The sequence below is a fragment of the Novosphingobium kunmingense genome (assembly GCF_002813245.1).
Lineage (GTDB): Bacteria > Pseudomonadota > Alphaproteobacteria > Sphingomonadales > Sphingomonadaceae > Novosphingobium > Novosphingobium kunmingense.
Genome location: NZ_PHUF01000002.1, coordinates 1,108,820 through 1,133,322 on the forward strand (window position 1 = coordinate 1,108,820; position 24,503 = coordinate 1,133,322).

Consider the following 24,503-nt stretch of genomic DNA (forward strand, 5'->3'; position numbering starts at 1 on the left):
TTCTGACGGCAAAAAAAATCTTTGCAAGACTTGTTGTGCAGCGCGGAATCGATCACACATTGGTGCAAGGACGGAGCGGATTTTCCAAACCGACCCAGCACTCTTCCAGGGTGCGAACTTGGCTTCAACAGCGCGAAAGGAGGTGACCGATGTCTCATGGTTCAGCAGGGAGGTCGGTAATCCGCGTCACGGAGCATTATCGTTGACCTGATCCAGCGATAAAGGCTTTGTGAGCGGCACTTTCCGGCCGCTGACCATGCGAAGGGCGGTACCTGTTTCGGCAGGGCCGCCCTTCTCATTTGGGGTCAATGCATGGCCCTGGCTTGGATTTGCGGACGATCCGCTCTATCGCCGGATGGCGCAAGGCCCCTTTTCTAAAGTTGCCCTGCGCTTGCAACAAACGTAATTTTCATTCAATGCGCCCAAACCGCAGCTTCCAGACAGAGGAAAGACGACCCATGGCGACGCTCGCCGAACCGGCCATCCAGTTTACCCGCCTGCCCCATCCCGCCCCGGTGGCGGCCGATGTCCGCGCGGCCGTGGTAGCCGATCCGGGCTTCGGCAAGATCTTCACCGACCACATGGTCGTGATCGACTGGGAAGAGGGCAAGGGCTGGCACAACGCCACGATCGGCCCGCGCGAGGCGATCAGCCTCGATCCCGCCGCCGCGGTGCTGCACTACGCGCAGGAGATTTTCGAGGGCCTCAAGGCCTACCGCCTTGCCGACGATTCGATGGCGCTGTTCCGCCCCGAAGCCAACGCGCGGCGGTTCAACCAGTCGGCCGAACGGCTGGCCATGCCGGCCTTGCCCGAAGACACCTTCGTCGAGGCGATCAAGCAACTGGTCGCCGCCGACAAGGACTGGTTCCCCGAGGTGGAGGGCGGCTCGCTCTACCTGCGCCCGTTCATGATCGCGACCGAGGCGTTCCTCGGCGTACGCCCGGCCAAGCAATACAAGTTCATCGTCATCGCCAGCCCGGCGGGCAACTACTTCAAGTCCGGCGCTCCGGCGGTCTCGATCTGGGTGTCGGACTATACCCGCGCCGCGCCCGGCGGCACCGGTGCGGCCAAGTGCGGCGGCAACTATGCGGCCAGCCTGGTGCCGACCGCCGAGGCCTTTGCCCGCGGTCATGACCAGGTGCTGTTCCTCGACGCAGCCGAGCACCGCTGGATCGAGGAACTGGGCGGCATGAACCTATTCTTCGCCTTCGACGACGGGCGGCTGATCACCCCGCCGCTGGGCGGCACCATCCTGCCTGGCATCACGCGCGACAGCCTGATCACGCTCGCCCGCGACGAAGGGCTGACGGTGAGCGAGGAGCCCTACAGCCTCGATGCGTGGAAGGCCGATGCGGAAAGCGGCAAGCTGATCGAAACCTTCGCCTGCGGCACGGCGGCGGTGGTGACGGCGGTCGGCACCGTGGCGGACCGCAACGGCACCTTCACCATCGGCAGCGGCGGACCGGGGCAACTGACCGGCAAGCTCAAGGACCGGCTGGTCGAGATCCAGCGCGGCAGCGCGCCCGATCCGCACGGCTGGGTGGTCAAGCTCTAGGCGACGAGCAGGTCGGCCGCCTTCGGACCTTCGTCCAGCAGGTCGATCAGCGCCCGTTCGTGGCGTGACAGCCAGCGTGTCTTGCACGGCAGGTCGAGCGCGGCCCTGAACGCCTCCTGCCGCTCGACCAGGGCGATCACCGCGGGGTGGACGTAGGACCGGCGCGCGACCGCCGGCGTGTTGCCGAGCCTCTCGCTGACCTCCTTGAGCAGATCCTTCAAGGGCACCCTGCCCTGCGCTTCGACGAGGATCTCGAGCCCCAGTGCGCTGGCGTGCCAGGTGCGAAAACTCTTGGCGGTGACATCCGCCCCCGACGTCTCGCGCAGGTAATCGTTGACGTCGGACGAACCCACCGGCGTCGGCTCGCCCTCGTCGTCGACATACTGGAACAGGTGCTGGCCGGGCAGGTCCTGCATCTTCCTCACGAACCGGGCGAGGCCCTTGTCGGTCACCGTCATCTGGCAGTCCTTGCCGCTCTTGGCCCGGAATCTCAGGGTCAGCACGTTGCCCTTGGCCTTGGCGTGGCGCATCCGCAGCGTGGTCGCCCCGAAGCTCTTGTTGCTTTGCGCATAGGCTTCGTTGCCGACGCGGATCGCGCCGGTGTCGAGCAGTCGGACGACCGAGGCAATGGCTCGCTCACGCGTCAGCCGGGGGCTGGCAAGGTCCGCCTCGACCCGCTGGCGGATCAGCGGCAGCAGGCGGCCGAAGGCGGCGCAGCCGTCGAACTTCTCGCCTTCCCGGTGGCTGCGGAAATCGGGGTGGTAGCGGTACTGCTTGCGGCCCTTGTCGTCATAGCCGATCGCCAGGATATGGCCGTTGTCCGCCGGGCAGAACCAGGCGTCGCGGTACGCCGGCGGCAAGGCGATGCGGTTCAGCCGGTCGATCTCGTCGCGCTCGGCAATGCGCTTGCCCTGCGCATCGAAATAGGCCCAGCCCCGCCCCGCCTTGCGCCGGGTGATCCCCGGCAGGCTGTCATCGACGAAGATCAGCCGGCTCTTTCCGGCGCGGATGGTCTGCGGCTTGCTCATGCCAAAGAAACGCTTTGCCGCCCGGGCCCGTTCCCGCGTCTTGCGCTCCTTCCCCTAAGTGCCCATTCAAGGTCCGTTGCATTTCACCACGCGAAGACGGAGAGCCCGATGGCCGATGCCGAATACACCCCGCCCAAGGTCTGGACCTGGAACAAGGAAAACGGCGGCCCCTTCGCTTCGATCAACCGGCCGACCGCGGGCGCGCAAACCGAGCGGGAGCTTCCCGTCGGCGAGCATCCGTTCCAGCTCTATTCGCTCGGTACGCCCAACGGCCAGAAGGTGACCATCCTGTTCGAGGAGCTGCTTGCCGCCGGGCACAGCGGCGCCGAGTACGACGCGTGGCTGATCAACATCCGCGACGGCGATCAGTTCGGCTCGGGCTTCGTCGCGATCAATCCCAACTCCAAGATCCCCGCCCTGCTCGACCGTTCGGGCCCCGAACCGATCCGAGTCTTCGAAAGCGGGGCGATCCTGCTGCACCTGGCGGAAAAGTTCGGCGCCTTCATCCCGACCGATCCCCGGGGCCGCGCCGAATGCCTGTCGTGGCTGATGTGGCAGATGGGCAGCGCGCCGCTGATCGGCGGCGGCTTCGGCCATTTCTACGCCTATGCCCCGATCAAGATCGAATATGCGATCGACCGCTATTCGATGGAAACCAAGCGCCTGTTCAGCGTGGCCGACAACCGCCTGGCGGAAAGCCGCTTCCTGGCGGGCGACGACTATACGATCGCGGACATGGCGGTCTATGCCTGGTTCGGCCTGCTTTACCGGGGCCTTGCCTACAACGACGCGGGCGAATTCCTGTCGATGCACGAATACACCAACGTCGGCCGCTGGGTCGAGGAGATCGGTGCGCGCCCGGCGGTCAAGCGCGGACAGAAGGTCAACGTCGCCACGGGGCTGCGCGAACGCCACAGCGCCGCCGATTTCGACAGTCTGGAAACCGCGTAACTGCCCCCTTGCCCGATGGCCGCGCTCTGCTAAGAGCGCGCCTTCGTGCTGGGGCGTCGCCAAGTGGTAAGGCACCGGTTTTTGGTACCGGCATTCGCAGGTTCGAATCCTGCCGCCCCAGCCAGCACCGCCTTCAGTGCGGAATATCGGCCTTGACCGGCCCGGCCAGCGGCGACGGGCGACGCAGCAGGAAGGCCATCGGAATGGCCACCAGGCTCATCCACATCAGCAGGTAATAGTTGTCGATATAGGCGATCATTGCCGCCTGCCGGTTGATCTCGGCATCGACCATCGACAGCGCGGCCGTCCCCAGAGACTGGAACCGGTCGACGGTCGAGAAGTCGATCAGCGCGGTCATCGAGGCGGTGACGTGGCTGGCAAGATCCGAGTGGCTGATCTGCAGGTTGCGGGCGAGCAGAGCGGTGGTCACCGCGATGCCGACCGAGGCGCCGAGCGAGCGCGACAGGTTCAGAAGGCTCGACCCTTCGGTCCGCAGATGCGGCGGCAGCGTGGCAAAAGCGGAGTTGTTGAGCGGGATGAACAGCAGTCCGATGCCCAGCCCCTGGATCACGCCGCAAACGTAGATCGGCCACGTGTCGACCGCGAGCGACCAGCCCGACATCTCGTAGAATGACAGCGCGGTCAGAAGGAAACCCGCGATTACGACGAACCGTGCATCGACGCCCCGCCGGATCATCTGGCCCGACACCCACATGCTGACCAGTGTCCCCACCCCGCGCGGCATCAGCGCCCAGCCGGTGCCTATGACCGAATAGCCGAGCAGCTGCTGCAGCATAGTCGGCAGCAACGCCATCGACGAGAACATCACCACGCCCATCACGAACATGAACAGGAACGCCACGACGAAGGACCGGTTGGCGAACAGCAGCGGGCTGAACAACGTTTCGCCGCGCCGGGTAACGAAGTGGACGCCGCCCATCCACACCGCACAGGCCATGACGATGGCATAGGTCCAGACCTCGTAGGATTCGAACCAGTCGACGTGGTTGCCGCGATCGAGCATCAGCTGCAGCGACGCGATCGCAAGGGTGATCATGCCATAGCCGAAGAAGTCGAACCGCTTGATCGTGATCGGCCGCGAGGGCAGCTGCGCGATCAGGATCGCCAGCGCGATGATGCCCAGCGGCACGTTGACGTAGAACACCCAGCGCCAGTTCCAGTTCTCGGTCAGGTAGCCGCCGAGGATCGGGCCGAGGATCGGTCCGGCCATCAGCCCCATGCCCCAGATCGCCATCATTTGCGGCTGGCGGGAAGGCGGGTTGGTGTCGAGCATGGCCGCCTGGCTGAGCGGCGAGATGAAGGCCCCGCTGATCCCCTGCAAGGTGCGGAACAGCACCATCTGCGTGATGTTCTGCGCCATGCCGCACAGCATCGAGGCGATGACGAAGCCGGCAGTCGAAAGAACGAACAGGCGCCGCGATCCGATCCGGTCGGACAGCCAGCCGGTCGCCGGCATGGCCACCGCGCTCGCCACGATGTAGCTGGTCAGGACCCAGCTGATCTGGTCGGGCGTCGCGCCCAGCGCGGCGCGCATGTCGGGAATGGCGACGTTGGCGATCGTCGTGTCGAGGATCTGCAGCAGCGAGGCCGTCATGATCCCGAACACGACCAGCCCCGGGTTGGCGACCGGCAAAGCGGCAACGTCGCCGGCCTCGACCGATGCCGCGCCGGCTGCCGGGCGCCCTCGTGCTGCCGCGCTGGCCATGGCGGCGGCGCTCAGCGCTTGCCGTCGGTGTCGACGGTGACGTGGCTGGAGAGGCCGGCCAGCAGGGGCCGCGGACTGGCCTCGTCGATGGCGATGCGCACCGGAACGCGCTGCGTCACCTTGACCCAGTTGCCGGTGGCGTTCTGCGCCGGGAGCACCGAGAACTCGCTGCCCGTGCCCGCCCCGATCGACGAGACATGGCCCTTCAGCTTCACGCCCGGATAGGCATCGAGTTCGATCGTCGCCGGCTGTCCGACGCGCATGTCGGCAAGGTCGGTTTCCTTGAAATTGGCCTCGACGTAGCTCACGGTGTTCTTGACGATGGTCACCACCGGCAGGCCGCTGACGATTTCCTGGCCGATCTGGAGCCGGTCGGCCTGCGACACCCGCCCGGCCATGGGCGCGCGCACCACCGTGCGGGTCAGCGCCAGTTCGGCGGCACGGCGCTGGGCCTGGGCGGCCGCAATCGCCGGCAGCACGCCGGGGACCTGGCTGCCGGTCGCCAGCTTGGCGCGGGCCTCGACCTGCCGGGCTTCGGCAAGGCGCAGCTGTTCGCGTGCCTGGGCAACCTGGTGCTGCGCCGCTTCATAGGCGGCCTTGGTGGTGAACCCGCGGTTCCACAAGGCCTGCTGGCGGGCCAGATTGGCCTGGGCAAAGCCGATGTCCTCGCGCGCGGCCGAGGCATCAGCGCCTGACAGGTCGGAGGAATTGGCAAGCGCGGTCGCGCTGGCCTGGGCCGTCGCGATGGCCGCGTCGGCCTGGGCGAGCTGGATCTGGTAGGTCGAGGGATCGACTGTGAACAGCACGTCGCCGACCTTGACATTCTGGTCTTCGCGCACGCCGACCGAGGCGATCTTGCCGCCCACTTCGGCGCTGACCGACACCTTGTCCTGCTGGACGTAGGCGTTGTCGGTGCTCACCTTGCCTTGCAGCGTGTACCAGTAGGTCACTGCCCCGCCGATGATCAGCAAGGGCACGAGGCCCATCACGGCAACGCGGCGCAGCTTGCCCGGTGCCTTGGCAGGCGGGGCGGCGAGCTCTTCGGCGACCGGGGAGGCGACCGGGGTGGAGTCGGCCTTGACGATGGCGGGGTCGCGGTCAGCCATGGACAATGGCCCCCTGCGTGGCGGGGCGCGACAGATTCTGCCGAACCGTCAGCAACAGCGCCAGGAAGCGTTCGCGATCGGCAGGCGCGATCCCCTCGAGCGCTTCCTCGATCAGGCCTTCGCCCATCGGGCGCAAGTCATCGAGCAGCGCGCTCGCCTTGGGGGTCAGATGCAGCCGCCACGAGCGGCGGTCCGCCGCATCGGCCCGGCGCTCGACCAGGCCGGCGTCCTGCAGGCGGTCGACCATGCGGCACACGGTGATCGGCTCGACGTCGAGCAGGTCGGCAAGGCCGCCCTGGTTCACGCCCTCATTCCGCTTGAGCACGGTCAGCACCTGCCACTGCGGGCGGGTCACACCGATGGTGCGCGCCCGCGCATCGAACGCCCGGCGCATGAGGCGCGAGATATCGGCCATGATCGAAGCCACGTTTTCCATAAGCCCGACATATATAACTATGCTTATATTAGTCAAGGACAGCATGATCGCAAAATTGCGATCCGGAACGGATAGGCGCCTCGGCGTCAGGCTGCGCCGAGATAGATCGCGGCAACCGCTGCCAGGAAGCTTGCCAGCGTGGCGGCGACCACGGGCGTTGCGGCGCGCCAGCCGAGCCGCATGATAAGGCCCGTGTCCGATCGCATCGCCGTGGCGATGACCGCGAACAGCAACAACGCCTTTGATGCGGTCATCATCGCCTGCCGCGCGGCATCCGGCACCACGCCCAGGCTGTTGACCGCGACCAGCGCGATGAAGCCGAGGATGAACCACGGCAGCGCGATGCGGCGCCAGATCGGCTGTCGCCCGTCGAGCGCCGAATTGCCGATCCACAGTGCCACCAGGATCATCACCGGTCCGAGCAGCGCCACGCGCGACAGCTTGATGATCGTCGCCTCGGCTCCGGCGGCATCGGAATAGGTGAACCCGCCGCCGATCGCCTGGGCGACGTCGTGGATCGAGGCGCCGATCAGGAACCCGGCCTGCTGGTCGCTGAGCCCCATTTCCCCGGCGATCGCGGGGTAGAGCGACATGGCCAGCGCGCTCGCCAGGCTGACCCCGACCAGGGTCAGCGCGAATTGGGCCTGGCTCAGCCGGTCGCGGCCGATGATGCCATAGAGCGCCAGCGCCGCCGACGCGCCGCAGATCGCGGTCGCCCCGCCCGCGAGGATCCCGGCAAAGCGCGACTGCCCCGACAGCGCAGCCCCGCCAAGGCCGGCAAAGAACGCGGTCGCCATGATCGCCAGCAGGGCGGCAAAGGGCCAGGGCCCCAACGCCACGACCTGGGCCACCGTGACCTGGAAGCCCAGCGCGACGATGCCCCAGCGCAGGCACGTGCGCGAGGCAAGGTCCAGCCCGGCATGGGTCGCCGGTTCGCGCGCCACGAAATTGAGCGCAAGGCCGATCAGCAGGCCGAGCAGAATGATCGGAAAGCCATAGTGTTCCGCAAGCCAGGCCGCCGTGCCTGCCGCGACCCCGACCACGATCAGCCCGGGCGCATAGCGTCGCCAAAGCCGCGCGGCTGACGGCCCTTCTTCCGCCTCGAGCCGTTCGGCGAGGTAGATCTCGCCGAACAGGTCGCCGCCATTGGGCAGCGCATCCCAGTTTGGCGACGATTGCGGCCTGGTTCTGTCCGGCGGTGTCATATTGCGCTTTCCTTAGCCCCACGAGCGGCTAAGATGCAAGCCGCAAGCGCCCCCGAGCGGCGCCAAGGGAGAGCCCATAGCATGACCGACGCCCCCGCGAACCCCTCTGCCAGGTTGGCGCCGAGCGAGGCCGAGCGCATCCTCGCCAGGAGCCGCAAGTGGTTGATCGCGCTGCTGTTCTTCGGAACGATCATCAATTACGTGGACCGCCAGGTGCTGTCGCTATTGAAGCCGACGATCTCGGCCGAATACGGCTGGGGCGATGCGGAATTCGCCCACTTTGCCTCGGCCAGCCAGCTTGCCGCGGCCGGCGCCTTGCTGTTCGTCGGCTGGTTGATCGACCGTTTCGGCGTGCGGCTGGCCTATGGAACGGCAGTCGGACTGTGGTCGCTTGCCGGAATCGCCCACGCCTTTGCCGCCACGGTCGGCCAGTTCGTCGCGGCGCGGGTGGCTTTGGTGGCGGTCGAAGCGGTCAACACCCCGGCGGCGGTCAAGGCGGCGGCGCAGTACCTGCCGATCAAGCAGCGTTCGATGGCAGTGGGCATCGTCAACACCGCTCCCAATCTCGGCAACATCCTCGCTCCGCTGACCGTGGTTCCCTTTGCGGTGGTGTTCGGGTGGAAGGCCGCCTTCATCGTCACCGGTCTGCTCGGCTTCGTCTGGCTGGCCTTCTGGATCGCCGGCACGCGCCGCCTGCGCGCCCTGCCCCGCGCGGAGGCCCCCGGCGAAGGCCCTGCCCGTTCGTCCTATGGCGAGGCGCTGGCCGACCGCAAGACCTGGGCGATCATGGGGGCCAAGGCGATCACCGACATGTTCTGGTGGTTCTTCACCTTCTGGCTGCCCGACCTGTTCAACAAGGTCTTCCACCTCAGCCAGTCCGAGCTGGTCGGCCCGACGGCGCTGGCCTTCAGCCTGGCAGCGCTGGGCGCGCTCACGTCGGGCAAGCTGTTCGGGGTCCTGCTCGACGGGCGTTCGGTCAACGCCGCGCGCAAGACCAGTATGCTGCTCTACGCGTTGGTCATCCTGCCGATTCCGCTCGCCCTGACCGTCGACAGCGCCTGGACGGCGGCGGCGCTGATCGGCCTCGGGCTGTTCGCGCACCAGGGCTTTTCGACCAACATCTTCGGCTTTGCCGCCGACGCGATCCCCGCCCGCCGCGTGGCGACGGTGATGGCACTGGGCGCGGTTGCCGGCAATGTCGCCGGCTTCGGCATCCAGGAAGCGACGGGCCGGCTGCTGACCAACGGGATCGGCTACGCCCCGCTGTTCTGGGTCGCGGCCTTCGCCTATCTGGCGGCGCTGGGCTGGATCCACCTGCTGGTTCCGCGCATCGTGGCCGAGGACGGCGACCAGCCGGGCTGAACCTTTCGCGGGCACACGAAAAGGCCGCGGGGATCGCTCCCCGCGGCCTTTTTCCTTGCGACCCTGCGGACTTTAGAATTCGGCCTTGGCCGTCACTCCGAAATAGCGATCCGCATCGCGCGGGATCTGGTAGCGGTAGGCCCCCGAAGGCCCGCTGGTGCTGACCGCCGAGATGTAGGACGTGTCGAACAGGTTGCGCACCACCGCGCTGATCTTGAACCGGTCGTCCGGCTCGATCAGCGAGATCGAGGCGTTGACGATGCCATAGCCGTCGATCGTGGTCGCCTTGGCGATGACCGGATCGGGGGTCAGGAACAGGCTTTGCTCCGACTGATAGGAGCCCTGCACATTGATCCCGATGTCCACCGCGCCGCCGGTGCGCAGGCGGTAGTCGGCGGCCAGGCTGCCCTTGAACTTCGGCGCGAAGGGCAAGGTCGTTCCATCGGCGACGATATCGTTGGGCGTGCGCACCGGCGGCGGATTGAAGTGGTCGATCTGCGCGTCGGTATAGGCCGCGCCGCCGGTCAGCGAGAAATCGGCCGTCGGACGCCAGGCCATGTCCAGCTCGACGCCGCGGGTCGAGACCGTGCCGGCGTTGGTGAAGCGGGCGATGGTCGTCGTCTGCCCGCCGACGATCAGCGTGTCGGGGTTGTTGGCCTGGAAGTTGTAGTACTTGGCATAGAATCCCGCGAGGTTCAGCGTCAGCGTGCCGCCCAGAAGGGTGTTCTTGAGACCGACTTCGTAGGCGTCCGAGGTTTCCGGTTCCAGCGCCTTCAGCCCGGTCGGCTGAAGGTTGAAGAACAGGTTGAACGCCGGCCCCTTGTAGCCGCGGGTATAGGTTGCATAACCGGTCACGTCGCGGCTGAAGTCGAACTGGGCGCCGACCTTGCCCGACAGGTTGTCGGCGGTGGTCTTCTCCGTCAGCGGCACGCCGTTGGTGAAGGCGGCGGCCTGGGTCTGCGCCGTGGTCGGCGCGACGCCCGCCGCGATCAAGGCGCGGTAACGGGCATAGACACCGGCATCAAACGGCGGCTGCGACGCGCCGTTGCCCGCGCTGGTGACGCGCACGAAGGACACGTCGAGCTGGTCCATCGTGTAGCGCAGCCCCGCCAGCAGGCGGAACGCATCGGTGATGTTGAAGGTGGTCTGCGCGAACAGCGCGAGGTTCTTCTGCGCGTTGTCATAGGTCGCGCGGCCGAAGGCAGTGCCTGTCGGTCCGGCCAGCGTGCTGGTGCACGGGGTCAGTACGCCTGCCGGCGCCACTGCGCCGGTCGCCAGGCTGCAGAAGGTGTTGTCGCGCTGGAACACGCGCTTGGTGTAGGTGTACGAATAGTACGCCCCCAGCACATAGTCGAAGAACTGGTTCCCCGGCGAGGTCAGGCGCAGTTCCTGGCTGAAGGTCCACCCGGTCTGCGGGCCGGTGTCGTGCGACTGCGGCACCCCGATGTAGGGCTGCGGGTAGAAGTCGCCGTCGCGGATCTCGTTGTTGGCAAAGTTGCGATAGGCGGTGATCGAGGTCACGGTCTGGCCGCCCAGTTCGGCGTCGAACTGTCCCGAGAAGCCGTAGCCCGTCTCGATCGTGCGGGTGACGAGGTTCTGGTTGACCGCACGGGTGCGATCGCCGGCGAGCGTCGGAAGCACCGTCTGGATCAGGTTGAGACTGGCGGTGTTGACCGCGCCCGGCGTCGTGCTGGTCGCGCCGAAGAGCGGCGGGCCGCCGATCACGTCGGCGCAGCAATCGTCGTCGTTCTTGTGATAGTCGCCGATCAGCGTCACCCGCACGGCATCGCTGATGTCGCCCTGCACGATCGAACGCACGCCCCAGTGTTCGAAGCCGTTGACCCGGCGGTTCACGCCCGGCGCCACGTTGAAGATGTTGCCGTCGTACTTGTCGTAGAAGGCCGTGGTGCGGGTGCGCAGGCTGTCCGACAGCGGCAAGTCGACCGAACCGCGCACGCGGTATTCGGTGCCGTTGTCGAAGAACAGGCCGCCCTCGACCTCGGCCCCGAAGTCGCGGCCGGGCATCTTCGAGACGATGTTGATCACGCCGGCGCTGGCGTTCTTGCCGAACAGCGTGCCCTGCGGTCCGCGCAGCACTTCCATGCGGGCGATATCGGCGAGGTCGCTGAAGGCTTCGGCCGCGCGGCTCAACACCACGCCGTCAAGCACGGTCGAGACCGACGGTTCGACCGCGATCGAGAACGAAGTCGTGCCGAGGCCGCGCAGGAACAGCGTCTGGTTGAGCGAGGTGCCGGCCTTGACGAAGTTGAGCGACGGGACCAGCTGCGTCGCGCCTTCGAGGCTCGAGCGCGAGGCGTTGCTCACCGCGTCGCCGCTCAGCACGGAGACCGCCAGCGGCACGTCCTGCAGGCGTTCGGTCCGCTTCTGCGCGGTGACGACGATTTCGCCCGGAGGGGCTTCGGCCTCGACCGCGGCCTCGCCGGCTGGCGCGGCATCCTGCGCCAGCGCGGGCGCGGACAGGAAGGCGATCAGCGGCAAGGCCGACGACAAGCGAAACAGGTGCTTCATTTCAGAAATCCTCCCTCTGCCCCGGACCGAACCGGTGGCCGTGACGTTACGCGGCGCGTTCCATCGCGCCTGCCGTGGGCCTTGAAATGATCGCGAACGCTCGATATGTCAAGCGGTGTCACACAAGGACAAAGACATCGGGTCACAAAGCCCGGAACGATGGGAAACGGGATGTGAGGGACGGGTTTTCAGCGTCCGGAGACGGTTTCGACCTGCATTTTGCAGGGCGAATCGTTCTGCGGCACCGGCCAGATTGTCCGGCGGTGGTCACATCGCGCGGCAAGGCCGATGTCGCCATGACGCTGGGCAACTTCACCATCTCCGATTCGCCCTCCGACGCGCGGCACGCGGTTCGCGTCGATCTGGTGGATGAAGCCACGGTAACCCTGTCCGACGCGGCGGGGGCAATCGCCCGGCTGCAGTTCGATGGTGGCTCCCTTGTGGTCCGGGCGCTGGCACCGGGGCATCACCGCATTGCGATCGCCTTCCACGCCGAACCGGGCGAGGCCGTCTGGGGTGGCGGCGAGCAGTTCAGCTATCTCGCCCTCAACGGCCGGCGCTTCCCGATGTGGACCAGCGAACCCGGCGTCGGCCGCGAACCCGATGCCCCGCAGGCGGCGCTGACCGGCCACGGCACCGGCGATTACTGGACCACCAATTTCCCCCAGCCGACTTTCCTGACCTCGCGCTGGCTGGCCGTGCATTGCAACGCCAGCACCTACAGCGTGCTCGACTTTACCGATCCGGCCGCTCACCGGGTCGAGGTATGGGCCGGCGACACCAGCTTCGATCTGTTCGCCGCCGACAGTCCGGCCGGCCTGGTCGGGCAACTTTCAGAGCGCTTCGGGCGCCAGCCTCCCCTGCCCGACTGGGCGATCGGCGGCGCGATCGTCGGCCTCAAGGATGGCGCGCGCAGCTTCGAGCGGCTCGAACGCTTCGTCGAAGCCGGAGCCGCCATTTCCGGCATCTGGTGCGAGGACTGGGCCGGCATCCGCGAGACCAGCTTCGGGCGCCGGCTGTTCTGGGACTGGCGTCGCAGCGAACAGCGCTATCCCGACCTGCCCGCGCGGATCGCGGCGCTGAAGGCGCGCGGCATCCGCTTCCTCGCCTATGCCAACCCCTACCTCGCGATCGACGGGCTGCTTTACGAAGAGGGGCTCGAGGGCGATCACTACGTGCGTGACGACCACGGCGCCGTGTTGCTCACCGATTTCGGCGAGTTCACCTGCGCCTCGCTCGATTTCACCCGCGAGGAAACCTGCGCCTGGTTCGCCGACCGGGTGCTGGGCCAGGAAATGCTCGACATCGGGGTGTCCGGCTGGATGGCCGATTTCGGCGAGTATATTCCTGCCGATGCCCGCTTCGCTGACGGGACGACGGGAATGGAAACGCACAACCGCTACCCCGTGCTGTGGGCCGAGGTGAACGCGCGCGCCGTCGCCAGCCGCGGCCAGACCGGCGAGGCGGTGTTCTTCATGCGCTCGGGCTTTTCGGGCGTGCAGCAGCATTGCGCGCTGCTGTGGGCGGGCGACCAGTCGGTCGATTTCAGCCGCCACGACGGGATCGGCACGGTGATCACCGCGACGCTCTCGGCGGGCCTCCTCGGCAGCGCCTATTCGCATTCGGACTGCGGCGGCTACACCTCGCTTCACGGCAACCTGCGCAGCGCCGAGGTGATGCGGCGGTGGTGCGAGATGGCGGCCTTCGCGCCGTTCATGCGCAGCCACGAAGGCAACCGCCCCGACGACAACCTGCAATACGACAGCACGCCCGAACTGCTTGCCTGCTTTGCCCGGTGGAGCCGGGTCCACGCGCACCTGGCGCCCTATGTGCGCCACCTGTGCGACGAGGCGGCGAGCCAGGGCCTTCCGGTCCAGCGCCCGCTGTTCCTCCACCATCCCGACGATCCCGCGCTCTGGACGGTGCAGGACGCGTTCCTTTACGGTGCCGACCTGCTGGTTGCCCCGGTGATCGAGGAAGGTGCCATGGAACGGGATGTCGTGCTGCCGGGGACGGAGCCCTGGCGCCATGTGTGGAGCGGCGCGGACTATGCGCCGGGCGCCCACCGCGTGGCCGCCCCGCTCGACGCGCCGCCGGTTTTCTTCCGCACGGACAGCAAGTTTGCCGCACTGTTCGCGGCCCTGCCCAAGGCGCTGGCGCGATGAGCGAGCGCAGCAACATCCGCGACGTGGCGGCCAAGGCCGGCGTAGCGGTCAAGACCGTCAGCCGCGTGCTCAACGGACATCCCTATGTCAGCGCCGAGACCCGCGAGCGGGTGGAAATGGCGATGCGCGAGCTCGATTTCCGCCCTTCGATCGCGGCGCGGATCCTGTCGGGCGCCAAGTCCAACCAGATCGCGCTGATCTACGACAACCACAGTCCCTACTACATGTTCCAGATCCAGAAGGGCTGCTGGGATCGCTGCCACGAGGAAGGCATCCGCCTGCTCGCCCAGCCGGTCGACGTGTCCGATCCCCGCGTCGGCGAGGAGGTGCGCGGGCTGATCAGCGAAACCCACGTCGACGGCATCGTGCTGTCCTCGCCGGTGACCGATTGCGAACCGGTGCTTCGCACTCTCGACGCGCTCGACATTCCCTTCGTCAGGATCTCGCCGGGCACCAACCGCTCGCTGACCAGCAGCGTGTTCATGGACGATACGCAGGCCGCCGACGACATGACCACCCACCTCATCAACCTGGGGCACCGGAGGATCGGCTTCATCAAGGGCCATCCCAACCACATGGCGTCCGACGATCGCCTGTTCGGCTATCGCCGTGCGCTCGACCGCGCTGGCATCGCCTTCGAACCGGCTTTGGTCTGCGAAGGCGAGTTCGACTTCGACAGCGGCGTGCGCGGCGGGATGGCCCTGCTCGACCTGAAGGTGCCGCCGACCGCGATCTTTGCCGCGAACGACGACATGGCCGCCGGCGTGCTGGCCCTTGCGCACGACCGCAATCTCGACCTTCCGGGCGATCTTTCCGTCGCCGGTTTCGACGATACGACCCTTGCCCGCACCGTCTGGCCTCCGCTGACCACGATCCACCAGCCGATGGCCGAACTGGCCCGTACCGCCACCGATATTCTCATCACCGGAGGCGATATCACCCATCGCCGCCTGCCCCATGCCCTTGTCGAGCGCGCTTCGGTCGCTCCGCCAAATAGGATAGTTTCATGAGCCAGCTTCCCCTTCCCAAGACCGTGCGGCTGGGCCGCGACGGGCCGTCGTTCGCCCCGCTCTCCTGGGGCATGTGGCGCTTTGCCGGGCGCAGCCGTGCCGATGCGGCGGCGTTGGTCCACGCCGCGCTCGATGCCGGGATCACCCTGCTCGACACGGCCGACATCTATGGTTTTGACGGCACCTCCGGGTTCGGCGATGCCGAGGCGCTGCTGGGCGAGGTGCTCGCAGCCGAACCGGGTCTTCGCGACCGCATGGTGCTGGCCACCAAGGGCGGTATCCGCCCGCCTCTGCCCTATGACCAGAGCCCGGCCTACCTCGCCGAAGCGATCGACGCCTCGCTCAGGCGCCTCAAGGTCGAGAGGATCGACCTGTGGCAGATTCACCGCCCGGACATCCTCGCCCACCCGCAGGAAACCGCCCGGGCGCTCGATGCCGCTCGGGTCGCAGGAAAGATCGGCGAGGTCGGCGTATCGAACTTCACCCAGCTGCAGATCGCCGCGCTCGGCGCTTTCATCGGCCGCCCGATCGCAACGACGCAGCCGGAAATCAGCCCGCTGCGGATCGACTGCATCGAGAACGGCGAACTGGAACAGGCAACCGTTTTGGGCCTCGTCCCGATGGCCTGGTCGCCGCTGGGCGGCGGACGGCTGGCCGAACCGGCAACCGCGCGCGAAAAGGCCGTCGCCGCCGCGCTTGACGCCGTCGCCAACGACCGCGGCGTTTCGCGTACCGTCGCGGCCTATTCCTGGCTGATGGCGCACCCGGCGGGCATCGTTCCCATCGTCGGGTCGCAGCAGGCCGAACGCATCGCAGAGGCCGCCCGGGCCCTGACCGTCCAGTGGACCCGCGAGGAGTGGTACGCAGTCCTGGTCGCCTCGCGCGGGGAGAAGCTGCCATGACCCAGACAACCGCCCAGCAGTGCGAGATCGCATGGTTTTCCGCGCTTTGCGATGACGACTACGAGTTTCTTGGCGTCCCCGATGCGCAGCTGCAATCGAGCTGGGAGCACTGCCGCAACATCGTGCTGCGCGCCGAGGAAGGCGGCTTCGACAACATCCTGCTCCCCTCGGGCTACCAGCTCGGGCTCGACACCACGGTGTTTGCCGCCGCCATGGCGCCGCTGCTGCGCCGGATGAAGCTGCTCTGGGCGACCCGCATCGGCGAGGATTGGCCCCCGCAGCTGGCCCGCCGCATCGCCACGTTCGACCGGATTCTAGGCCCCAACGCCGATGGCACGGCCGGGCGGCTCAACGTCAACATCATCTCGTCCGACATGCCCGGCCAGGCCATGCCCGGCGGCCCGCGCTATGGCCGCGCGACCGAGGTGATGCAGATCGTGCGCAGCCTCTTGAACGGCGAGAGCATCGACCACCAGGGCGAACATTACCAGCTGAAGCTCGATCCCCCGCGCATGACCACGATCAGCGGCAAATGCCCGCCGTTCTACTTCGGCGGCCTGAGCCACGAGGCGCGCGAATGCGCCGCGCAGGGCTGCGACGTCTACCTGATGTGGCCCGACACGATGGACAAGGTCCGCGAAACCATCGCCGACATGAAGCAGCGCGCCGCAAACCACGGCCGCAGCCTCAAGTTCGGTTACCGCGTCCACGTCATCGTGCGCGAGACCGAGGACGAGGCCCGCGCCTATGCCGACCGGCTGCTGTCCAAGCTCGACGACGAAAAGGGCCGCGCGATCCGCGAAGCCTCGCTCGATGCGAAGAACTACGGCGTGCAGCGCCAGGCCGAACTGCGCGGCGCGGCCGACGGCGACGGCTTCGTCGAGGACAACCTGTGGACCGGGATCGGCCGGGCGCGCTCGGGCTGCGGCGCGGCCATCGTCGGCACGCCCGACCAGGTCCTTGCCAAGCTGCGCGCCTACCAGGCCGAGGGGATCGAAGCCTTCATTCTGTCGGGCTATCCCCACGCCGGCGAATGCGACATGTTCGCCCGCTATGTCCTGCCGCAGATCGAGCACGGCCCGCTGAAGTTCGCCTAGGATGAACGCGGCCGGCCAGCCCCTGTACGACCTTGCCGTCATCGGCGGCGGGGTCAACGGCTGCGGCATCGCCCGCGACGCCGCGGGGCGCGGCGCACGCGTGCTGCTGCTCGAGGCGGGCGATCTGGCCGGCGGCACCTCGTCCGCGTCGACCAAGCTGATCCACGGCGGGCTGCGCTATCTGGAGCACTACGAATTCGGCCTGGTGCGCGAGAGCCTGTCGGAGCGCGAACGGTTGTGGGCGATCGCCCCGCACATCGCCTGGCCGATGCGCTTCGTGCTGCCTTACGTGCCAGGGCTGCGGCCGCGCTGGCTGGTCCGGCTCGGGCTGTTCCTCTACGACCACATCGGCGGGCGCAAGCGCCTGCCCGCGACCGAGACCGTCGCCCTTGCCCGCCATCCCGCCGGGACGCCCTTGAAGCCGGAGTTCACCAGCGCCTTCGTCTATTCGGACTGCTGGGTCGATGATGCGCGGCTGGTCGTGCTCAACGCGCGCGACGCCGCCGACCGGGGGGCCGAAGTGCGGACGCGCTGCCGCGTCACCCACCTGCGCCGCGACGGGGACGCCTGGCAGATCGAGGCAGGCGGCGAGCGCTTTGCCGCCCGCGCCGTGATCAACGCCGCCGGTCCGGGGGTGATCGACCTGCTCGACCAGAGCGGTCTGCCCCACCAGCGCGCCATGCGGCTGGTGCGCGGATCGCACATCGTGGTGCCGCGGCTGTTCGACCACCCCTTCGCCTATTTCTTCCAGCTGCCCGACGGGCGCATCTTCTTTGCGATCCCCTACGAAGGGGATTTCACCCTGATCGGCACGACCGACGTCGATCATCACGGCGGCCCGATCGCGGCCAGCGAGGCAGAGATCGCCTATCTCTGCGAAGGGGCGAGCCGCTTTTTCCGCCAGGCCGTGACCCCTGCGGACGTGGTCTGGACCTATTCGGGCGTACGCCCGCTGATCGACGACGGCTCGGGCCGGCCCGAGGCGGCAACCCGCGGCTACGACCTCGACCTGTCGGACGACAGCGCAGGCGCCCCGCTGCTGTCGGTGTTCGGCGGCAAGATCACCACCTATCGTCACCTTGCCGAGGAAGCGGTAGAAACTCTGGCCGAGCGCCTGCCGGTGCTGCGTGGGCACGGCTGGACAGCCGGCAGCGCCCTTCCCGGCGGCGATTTCGCGGTCGACGCGGCCGCGCGGATCGAAGCCGATTTCGCTGCGCGCTTCCCCTTCCTCGCCCCGGCCGCGCACCGCCTGGTCCGCACCTTTGGCACCACGGCCTTTGCGATCTTCGAAGGCGCCGCGAGCCTTGCCGATTGCGGCCGCGACTTCGGCCACGGCCTGACCGAGCGCGAGGTGCGCCACCTCGTCGCGCGCGAATGGGCCCGCAGCGCAGAGGACGTATTGTGGCGGCGCACCAAGCTTGGCCTGCGCCTGTCGCCGGCCGAAGCCGAGACCCTCGACCAGTTCATCCAGCAGGAGTGCCGTTCATGACATCGCTCACGCGCCCGGTGCGCATCGTCGGCATTGGCGGCACGGTCAATCCGGGCAGCTCGACCGAACAGGCGATGCGCCTCGCCGGAGCGGCCGCCGCAGCTTGCGGCGCCGAGGTAACCATCTTCGGCGGTGACTATCTCGGCGCGCTGCCACACTACCGCGGCCAGGGTTACGGGATCGAGGACGGTGCCGAACTGGTCGAGGCGGTGCGCCGCGCCGACGGCATCCTGATCTCCGCACCAGGCTATCACGGGTCGATATCGGGGCTGGTCAAGAACGCGCTCGACTACCTCGAAGACCTTGCCAAGGACGAGCGGCCCTATCTCGACGGGCGCGCAGTGGGACTGATCGCCACGGCCTATGGCGACCAGGCGACGATGAGCACGCTCTTGACGCTGCGCTCGATCGTCCACGCGCTGCGTGGCTGGCCGACGCCGATGGGCGCGACGGTGCGGACCTATCACGGGCTGTTCTCGCCCGATGGCGAGTGCCTCGAAGACCGCGCGCGAATGCAGCTCGAACTGGTCGGGCAGCAGACCTATCGCGGTGCGGCGGCGCTGGCGCTGGGCGAGCGTCCGGCATGAGCGCGGCGCTCGACGCGGGCCTGGCGGCGCTGGCCGAAGGGCGGATGATCGTCATCACCGGCGACCGGCTGCGCGGCGGCGACATCGATTACTGCCTCGCCGCGCGACACGTGACGCCCGAGGCAGTGAACTTCATGGCCGGACACGGGCGCGGGCTCATCTGCCTGGCCATTACCCAGGAGCGCGCCGAACGGCTCGGCATCGCGCTGATCAACACCGGACGCCACAACCAGTCGGGCCGGCCCCACGGGCGCTCGATCGAAGCGAAAACCGGCGTTTCGACCGGCATCTCCGCGGCCGACCGTGCCCGCACCATTGCCGTCGCCGTCGCCGAGGAATCGGGTGCGGCCGATCTCGTCTCGCCGGGTCACGTCTTTCCGCTCATTACCGCACCAGGCGGCGTGACCGAACGCCCCGGCGCGGCCGAGGCGGCGGTGGAGCTGTGCCGCCGCGCCGCAGCCGGCGATGCCGCGGTGATCTGCTCGATCATGCGCGACGATGGCGAGATGGCGCGGATAGACGATATCGCCCAGCTACTTGCCGCGCAGGGCATCCCGGTGGTCGACCTTTCGGAACTGCTCTAGGCGGGGCTTGCCTTCGCTCCCCGGGCGAAGCAATCATGCCCCCCGTGATGTTCGAAGCGCTGCTGCTTGCCGCAGGCGAAAGTCCGCGTGCCGCTGCCCCCGGCCCGGCAGATGCGGAGCAGATCGTGGTAACCGGCGAACGTGTGACCCGCAGCACGCTTGAAACGGCATCCAGCGTGGCAGTGCGATCGGCCCAGGAGATCGAGGCGCTGGCCGGGGCGGACCGAATCGAACAGGTGCTGATGGGCGTGCCCAATGTCCAGCTCGGCTCGGGCGGCGAAGGGCCGGTGATCCGCGGGCAGGACTCGACCGGCGCGGTGCGCGATCTGCCGGCCTTTCTGGGCGGTTCGCGCCCGCGCGCGACAATCCAGGTCGATGGGCGGCCGGTGACCTATTATGAACTGGCCTTCGGCCTCACCTCGCTGTGGGACGTCAACCGGATCGAATTGTTCCGCAGCCCGCAGACCACCACCCAGGGGCGCAATTCGATCGGCGGGGCGATCTTTGTCGAGACGACCGACCCCGACTGGACCGTCGCCGCGCGCGCCAGGCTTATCGTCGGCGATTTCGCGACCTGGCAGGGTTCGGCCGCACTGACCATGCCGCTGGTCGCCAACCAGGTGGCAGTTCGGGTCGCGGGCGATCAGCGCCGCAGCCGCACCGCGGCGACGCTGCGCAGCACGCGGCACGCCGTCGACCTCAACCAGGACGAATCCGATCTGCTGCGGGTCAAGTTGCGCGTCCAGCCAGAGGCGGTAGCAGGGCTGCGCCTCGACCTCGGCTGGGCGAAGGGTCAATCGCGCATGCCCCAGGCCGAAGCCATCAGCCCGCCCTATGAGGCGCGCACCAACCCGTCGGTCGGCTACGGCTATTTCGTCATCGACACCGATTCCTGGACTGCGCGGGCGAGCTACGCGCCCGGCGGCCCGGTCGAGGCCCGCCTCATGGCAACCTTCGGCCTCGCCCGGGCGCAGCGATTTTCGCCGCCCGGCGCCGGCGAAGCCCGGCTGCGCAGCCGCGACCTCTCGGTCGAGCCGATCGTGACCCTTGCAGCGTCGCCCGCCCTGCGCCTGGTCGGCGGGGCGAGCTATATCCGCACCAAACTGGACCAGACCATTGACGTGTCGCGCAATCCGGGGTTCGGCATCGGCACGTTCGACGACGTCCAGAACAGCCTTGGCCTGTTCGCCGATGCCGAGCTGAAACCCGCGGCCCGCGTCACCCTGCGCGCCGGCCTGCGCTACCAGCGTGACGACCAGCGCCGCGGCGGCGGCTTTCGCGGCGGATTTCGCGATCTGGACGTGGCCTACGACCGTGCCTTCTCGGCGTGGCTCCCGCGGTTCGAGGCAAGTTACGCCCCCAGCCCGCAGTGGCGGCTGGGCGCCCTCGTCCAGCGCGCCGCCAATCCCGGCGGGATGACCATCAACACGGCGACCTTCACGGTCGACACCTTCGAGGCCGAGACGCTGTGGGATGTCGAGCTGTTTGCGCGGCTGCGCACCGCCGATGGCCGGCTTTCCCTGGGGCTCAATGCGTTCCGCTATGCCATGCGCAACGCGCAGCGCACCCAGACCTTCGCCGTGGTGCGGCCCGGAGGCGGCACCGATCTGGCCACCGAGATCGCCAACGCACCGCGCGCGCAAAGCCTGGGCGCCGAACTGCAGGCCGACTGGAAGCCCGATCGCCGGCTGACCGCAGGAGCAGCAATCGGCCTGCTGCGCACCCGCATCACGCAGACGATCGACCCCGCCGATCCGATGCTGGGCCAGGAGTTTCAGCGCAGCCCGCGCCTCACCGCCAGCCTCGCAGTCGACTGGCGGCCGTTCGATCCCCTGCGTCTCAGCGCACAGGTCCGCACCCACAGCGGCTATTTCAGCGACGACTTCGGCATGGTGTCACGCCGCGTCGATGCTGCCGCCACGCTGGACCTGCGCGCGGCCTATACCCTCGGCCCGATCACGCTGTCCGGCTTTGCGCGCAACGCCGCCAACGCATTCCAACTGACCTATCGCTACGGCAGCCCAAGCAATCTGGCCACGGTGGCCGATCCGCTGGAACTGGGCGCCGGATTGGAGCTACGCTTTTAGCCGCAGCGAAAATCCAGTAAACACAGCCGCGTGAACGACGATACGACGCAAGCCCCCGAGTCCGCGAAGCCGCCTCTCGCCCGGCGGGCCGACTTTGCCCTGGGCACCGTCACCGTGCGCCCGTCGCTGCGGATAGTCGAAGGGCCGGGCGGGTCTATCAAGGCCGAACCCCGCGTCATGCAGGTGCTGGTCGCACTGGCCGACGCGCGGGGCAGCGTGCTGTCGCGCGACGACCTCCTGCAACAATGCTGGGACGGACGGATCGTGGGCGACGATGCGATCAACCGCGCCGTGGCCGAACTGCGCCGCGTCGCGGCGGCAGCCGCGGTCGGGTTCGAAGTCGAGACGGTTCCCCGGGTCGGCTTCCGGCTGACGGGCATCGACTGGAACGCCGTCGAAGCGGAGCAAGCCCCCGGCGGAAAGCGGCACGCCTTGTCCCGGCGCCTGGCAATTGGCGCCGGCGGCGGGGCGCTGGCGCTCGCCGGGCTCGGTAGCGCATTCTGGCTGGAAAGCCGGCGCGACGCGGTCGACGACCTGGTCGAGCAAGGCAAGCTGCTGCGCGCCAACGGATTTCCGAAAGACCGTGAAAAGGCGCGCGACCTGTTTCGCCAGGCGATCGCGCGCGATCCGGGCCGCGCCGATGCCTGGGGCTGGCTGGCAGTTACCCAGACCAACCTTACGGCAGAGCGCGAGGCCGCTCAGCGGGCCCTGACGCTCGACCCGCGCGAGCCCAACGCGCGGACCGTGCTGGCCTTGCAGCGCCGCGACCTCGACGGCTGGAACCGGCTGGAAGACGTCCTGCTGGATATCCTGTCCGATGCGCCCGGCAACGCCGAGGCGCTGGCCATCCTGACGATCTTCTATCAGGGCCTTGGGCGCTGCCGGGAATCGCTGCACCTCAACGAACGGGCCATTGCGGTCGAACCGTTCGAACCGTCGCACCAGGCGCGCCGCGCGCTGAAGCACTGGATCTTCGGCAACCCCGTTGAAGCGATGCGCGTCATCGACCATGCGCGCGGGCTGTGGCCGCACAATAGCGCGACCTGGAATGCGCGCATGGTGATCACCGCCTTTTCAGGGCGCGGCGATGCCGCTCTCGCGCAACTCGACGACAAGACCAACCGGCCCACGAACCTTGCCGAACCCAGTCTCAGGTCATGGCGCGCGATTGCCCGGGCCAGCGCCACGCGCGAACCGGCTGACCTCGCCCGGGCCGAAGCAGTCTGCACGCAGACGGCGCCGCTCTCCCCCGGCCTCGCCGCCAATGCGATCATGGCCATGTCCTACCTCGGCCGGCTCGATTCGGCCTTCGACGTGGCTTCGGGCCTGTTCGAGATGCGCGGCAAGCTCGTGCAGCGTCCTGCGCCCTCCAGCTTCCGCGATTTCTACAGCGAACCGGGTTGGGGCCGCAGCCAGTTCCTGTTCATCCCGGCGACCAGCGCGCTGCGGGCCGACGCGCGGTTTCCCGCCATGTGCCAGCGCACCGGTCATCTGGCCTATTGGCGCGCCCGCAACATCTGGCCCGATCCTTTCGTGCGTGGTGCGATCGATCCGGCAAAATTCGGATAGTTCAGCACAATATCGCCGCGCCATCGGCAATCCATCGGCAAGCCTTCGTTGCCGCAGGCGGCCTTGAAGGCCCACAATCCCCCCAACGGCCACACGGCGTCCGCATGGGTTCCGCAAGAGATGCGCCGGCAGGGTTCGCAATCAATGCTGTGCATTCCATTGCGAGGACCGACCATGTTCACGACCTTCTCCACAAGCAGCCGCGCCCCCAGCGCTTTCCTGGCCGCGACACTTCTTGGGGGCAGCGCCGCGCTGGCCTTGCCGCCCTATTCCGACTGGAGCACACCAAGATCGGCCGAGGCCCTGCCCGGTTCGTCGCCAAGCCTCAACACCGCGTCGGTCGACGGATGCGTCAGCCTGTCTCGCGACGGACGCACGATCTACTTCAATTCGAACCGCAGCGGGAACCAGGACATCTACCGCGCCACCCGCGACAACGTCGAGACCGGCTTCGGCAATTCCGAGCGGCTTGCCGATACGGTGAACACCGCTGCGGACGAATTCTGCCCGACGATCACGGTCAACAACCGGCTCTATTTCAGCCGCGCCAGCAGCGCCGACCCCGGTGACCTTCTGGTCACGCGCGAAAGGCAGGGCGGCGATTGGGACGAGCCTGCCAATCTCGGGGCGGCCATCAATTCGCCGCTCATGGACGAAGCGGCCGACTTCTTCGAGGACGCGGCCGGAAACAAGGTAATGGTCTTCTCGCGCCGGAACGGCAACGGCACCGGCGGCAAGCTGTACCAGAGCGTCAACGGTGCCCAGGCCGTGCAGATGAACGGCGGCGTGGCCAGCCCGGCTTCGGACAACCGGCCCAACATCAGCCGCGACGGCCTGACGATCTATTTCGATTCGACGCGTCCCGGCGGACTCGGCGGAGTCGACCTTTATGTCGCCACGCGTGCCGGCACGGACGAGGATTTCGGCGCGGCTACCGCTCTCACCGCGCTCAACTCGGCCGCGTTCGACGCCCGCCCATCGCTGAGCTGGGACGGGAGCGAGCTCTTTTTCTCGTCGGGCCGTCCCGGCAGCGAATCGCTTGCACCCGATATCTGGCGAACCGCCCGCGAACGCACGACAGGGCCCAAGGTGGTGAAGTTCTGAGGAGTGCAGG

Annotated in this window: 19 protein-coding genes and 1 tRNA gene; 14 read left to right on the forward strand and 6 right to left on the reverse strand. The window is 67.8% G+C overall.

The genetic code is table 11. The features are described from left to right. Window positions 1-458: 458 nt before the first annotated feature. Window positions 459-1,556: a branched-chain amino acid aminotransferase gene (locus tag B0I00_RS05455; protein WP_100866276.1), complete on the forward strand. Its 1,098-nt coding sequence runs from the start codon at window positions 459-461 to the stop codon at window positions 1,554-1,556. Here the strand turns inward: B0I00_RS05455 and B0I00_RS05460 are convergent. Next, a complete protein-coding gene (locus B0I00_RS05460) occupies window positions 1,553-2,584 on the reverse strand; it encodes a DNA topoisomerase IB (protein ID WP_100866277.1) in 1,032 nt (343 codons plus the stop codon). The two genes, B0I00_RS05455 and B0I00_RS05460, sit on opposite strands and share 4 nt — an antisense overlap. A gap of 108 nt (window positions 2,585-2,692) precedes the next feature. On the opposite strand from B0I00_RS05460, the gene yghU reads away from it, so the two are divergent. Together yghU and B0I00_RS05470 are read left to right on the forward strand one after the other, a co-directional pair. Further along, a complete protein-coding gene (yghU, locus tag B0I00_RS05465) occupies window positions 2,693-3,535 on the forward strand; it encodes a glutathione-dependent disulfide-bond oxidoreductase (RefSeq protein ID WP_100866278.1) in 843 nt (280 codons plus the stop codon). 49 nt (window positions 3,536-3,584) lie between these two features. Continuing rightward, a tRNA-Gln gene (locus B0I00_RS05470) sits at window positions 3,585-3,659 on the forward strand. Window positions 3,660-3,668: 9 nt separating this feature from the next. Here the strand turns inward: B0I00_RS05470 and B0I00_RS05475 are convergent. The 4 genes from B0I00_RS05475 to B0I00_RS05490 all read right to left on the reverse strand — a co-directional run bounded on the left by B0I00_RS05475 (window position 3,669) and on the right by B0I00_RS05490 (window position 8,008). Continuing rightward, window positions 3,669-5,261, reverse strand: a complete 1,593-nt coding sequence (locus B0I00_RS05475) for a DHA2 family efflux MFS transporter permease subunit (protein WP_100866279.1) — start codon at window positions 5,259-5,261, stop codon at window positions 3,669-3,671. 11 nt (window positions 5,262-5,272) lie between these two features. Further along, entirely contained in the window at window positions 5,273-6,367 is a 1,095-nt protein-coding gene (locus tag B0I00_RS05480; protein WP_100866280.1) for an HlyD family secretion protein, read from the reverse strand. Next, window positions 6,360-6,803 (reverse strand): MarR family winged helix-turn-helix transcriptional regulator, encoded by a 444-nt coding sequence (locus B0I00_RS05485; protein WP_232730119.1) that lies wholly within the window; start codon window positions 6,801-6,803, stop codon window positions 6,360-6,362. The genes B0I00_RS05480 and B0I00_RS05485 overlap by 8 nt, the downstream gene beginning before the upstream one ends. A gap of 86 nt (window positions 6,804-6,889) precedes the next feature. Further along, the gene (locus B0I00_RS05490) at window positions 6,890-8,008 is read right to left on the reverse strand and encodes a YeiH family protein (RefSeq protein ID WP_100866281.1); all 1,119 of its coding nucleotides are present in this window, start codon (window positions 8,006-8,008) and stop codon (window positions 6,890-6,892) included. An 81-nt stretch (window positions 8,009-8,089) separates the two neighbouring features. Here B0I00_RS05490 and B0I00_RS05495 point away from each other — a divergent pair, with 81 nt between their 5' ends. After that, window positions 8,090-9,370 (forward strand): MFS transporter, encoded by a 1,281-nt coding sequence (locus B0I00_RS05495; RefSeq protein ID WP_100866282.1) that lies wholly within the window; start codon window positions 8,090-8,092, stop codon window positions 9,368-9,370. Between the two features lie 72 nt (window positions 9,371-9,442). Here B0I00_RS05495 and B0I00_RS05500 read toward each other — a convergent pair whose 3' ends face one another. Next, entirely contained in the window at window positions 9,443-11,899 is a 2,457-nt protein-coding gene (locus B0I00_RS05500) for a TonB-dependent receptor (RefSeq protein ID WP_100866283.1), read from the reverse strand. 86 nt (window positions 11,900-11,985) lie between these two features. Here B0I00_RS05500 and B0I00_RS05505 point away from each other — a divergent pair, with 86 nt between their 5' ends. From B0I00_RS05505 to B0I00_RS05550, 10 genes are all read left to right on the forward strand, one after another. After that, the gene (locus B0I00_RS05505; RefSeq protein ID WP_100866284.1) at window positions 11,986-14,064 is read left to right on the forward strand and encodes an alpha-glucosidase; all 2,079 of its coding nucleotides are present in this window, start codon (window positions 11,986-11,988) and stop codon (window positions 14,062-14,064) included. Further along, the gene (locus B0I00_RS05510; protein ID WP_100866285.1) at window positions 14,061-15,074 is read left to right on the forward strand and encodes a LacI family DNA-binding transcriptional regulator; all 1,014 of its coding nucleotides are present in this window, start codon (window positions 14,061-14,063) and stop codon (window positions 15,072-15,074) included. Before B0I00_RS05505 ends, B0I00_RS05510 begins: the two co-directional genes overlap by 4 nt. Then, window positions 15,071-15,976 (forward strand): aldo/keto reductase, encoded by a 906-nt coding sequence (locus tag B0I00_RS05515; protein WP_100866286.1) that lies wholly within the window; start codon window positions 15,071-15,073, stop codon window positions 15,974-15,976. The genes B0I00_RS05510 and B0I00_RS05515 overlap by 4 nt, the downstream gene beginning before the upstream one ends. After that, window positions 15,973-17,073, forward strand: a complete 1,101-nt coding sequence (locus tag B0I00_RS05520; protein WP_100866287.1) for an LLM class flavin-dependent oxidoreductase — start codon at window positions 15,973-15,975, stop codon at window positions 17,071-17,073. Before B0I00_RS05515 ends, B0I00_RS05520 begins: the two co-directional genes overlap by 4 nt. A gap of 1 nt (window position 17,074) precedes the next feature. Continuing rightward, window positions 17,075-18,562: a glycerol-3-phosphate dehydrogenase gene (locus tag B0I00_RS05525; RefSeq protein ID WP_100866288.1), complete on the forward strand. Its 1,488-nt coding sequence runs from the start codon at window positions 17,075-17,077 to the stop codon at window positions 18,560-18,562. Further along, window positions 18,559-19,149 (forward strand): NADPH-dependent FMN reductase, encoded by a 591-nt coding sequence (locus tag B0I00_RS05530; RefSeq protein WP_100866289.1) that lies wholly within the window; start codon window positions 18,559-18,561, stop codon window positions 19,147-19,149. The genes B0I00_RS05525 and B0I00_RS05530 overlap by 4 nt, the downstream gene beginning before the upstream one ends. Next, the gene (locus B0I00_RS05535; RefSeq protein ID WP_100866290.1) at window positions 19,146-19,733 is read left to right on the forward strand and encodes a 3,4-dihydroxy-2-butanone-4-phosphate synthase; all 588 of its coding nucleotides are present in this window, start codon (window positions 19,146-19,148) and stop codon (window positions 19,731-19,733) included. The genes B0I00_RS05530 and B0I00_RS05535 overlap by 4 nt, the downstream gene beginning before the upstream one ends. A 47-nt stretch (window positions 19,734-19,780) precedes the next feature. Continuing rightward, on the forward strand, window positions 19,781-21,820 hold the full coding sequence (locus B0I00_RS05540) for a TonB-dependent receptor (protein WP_232730141.1): 2,040 nt from the start codon (window positions 19,781-19,783) through the stop codon (window positions 21,818-21,820). 30 nt (window positions 21,821-21,850) lie between these two features. Then, a complete protein-coding gene (locus B0I00_RS05545; protein ID WP_100866292.1) occupies window positions 21,851-23,389 on the forward strand; it encodes a winged helix-turn-helix domain-containing protein in 1,539 nt (512 codons plus the stop codon). A 174-nt stretch (window positions 23,390-23,563) separates the two neighbouring features. Next, on the forward strand, window positions 23,564-24,493 hold the full coding sequence (locus B0I00_RS05550; protein WP_198519141.1) for a TolB family protein: 930 nt from the start codon (window positions 23,564-23,566) through the stop codon (window positions 24,491-24,493). The last annotated feature ends 10 nt before the right edge of the window (window positions 24,494-24,503 follow it).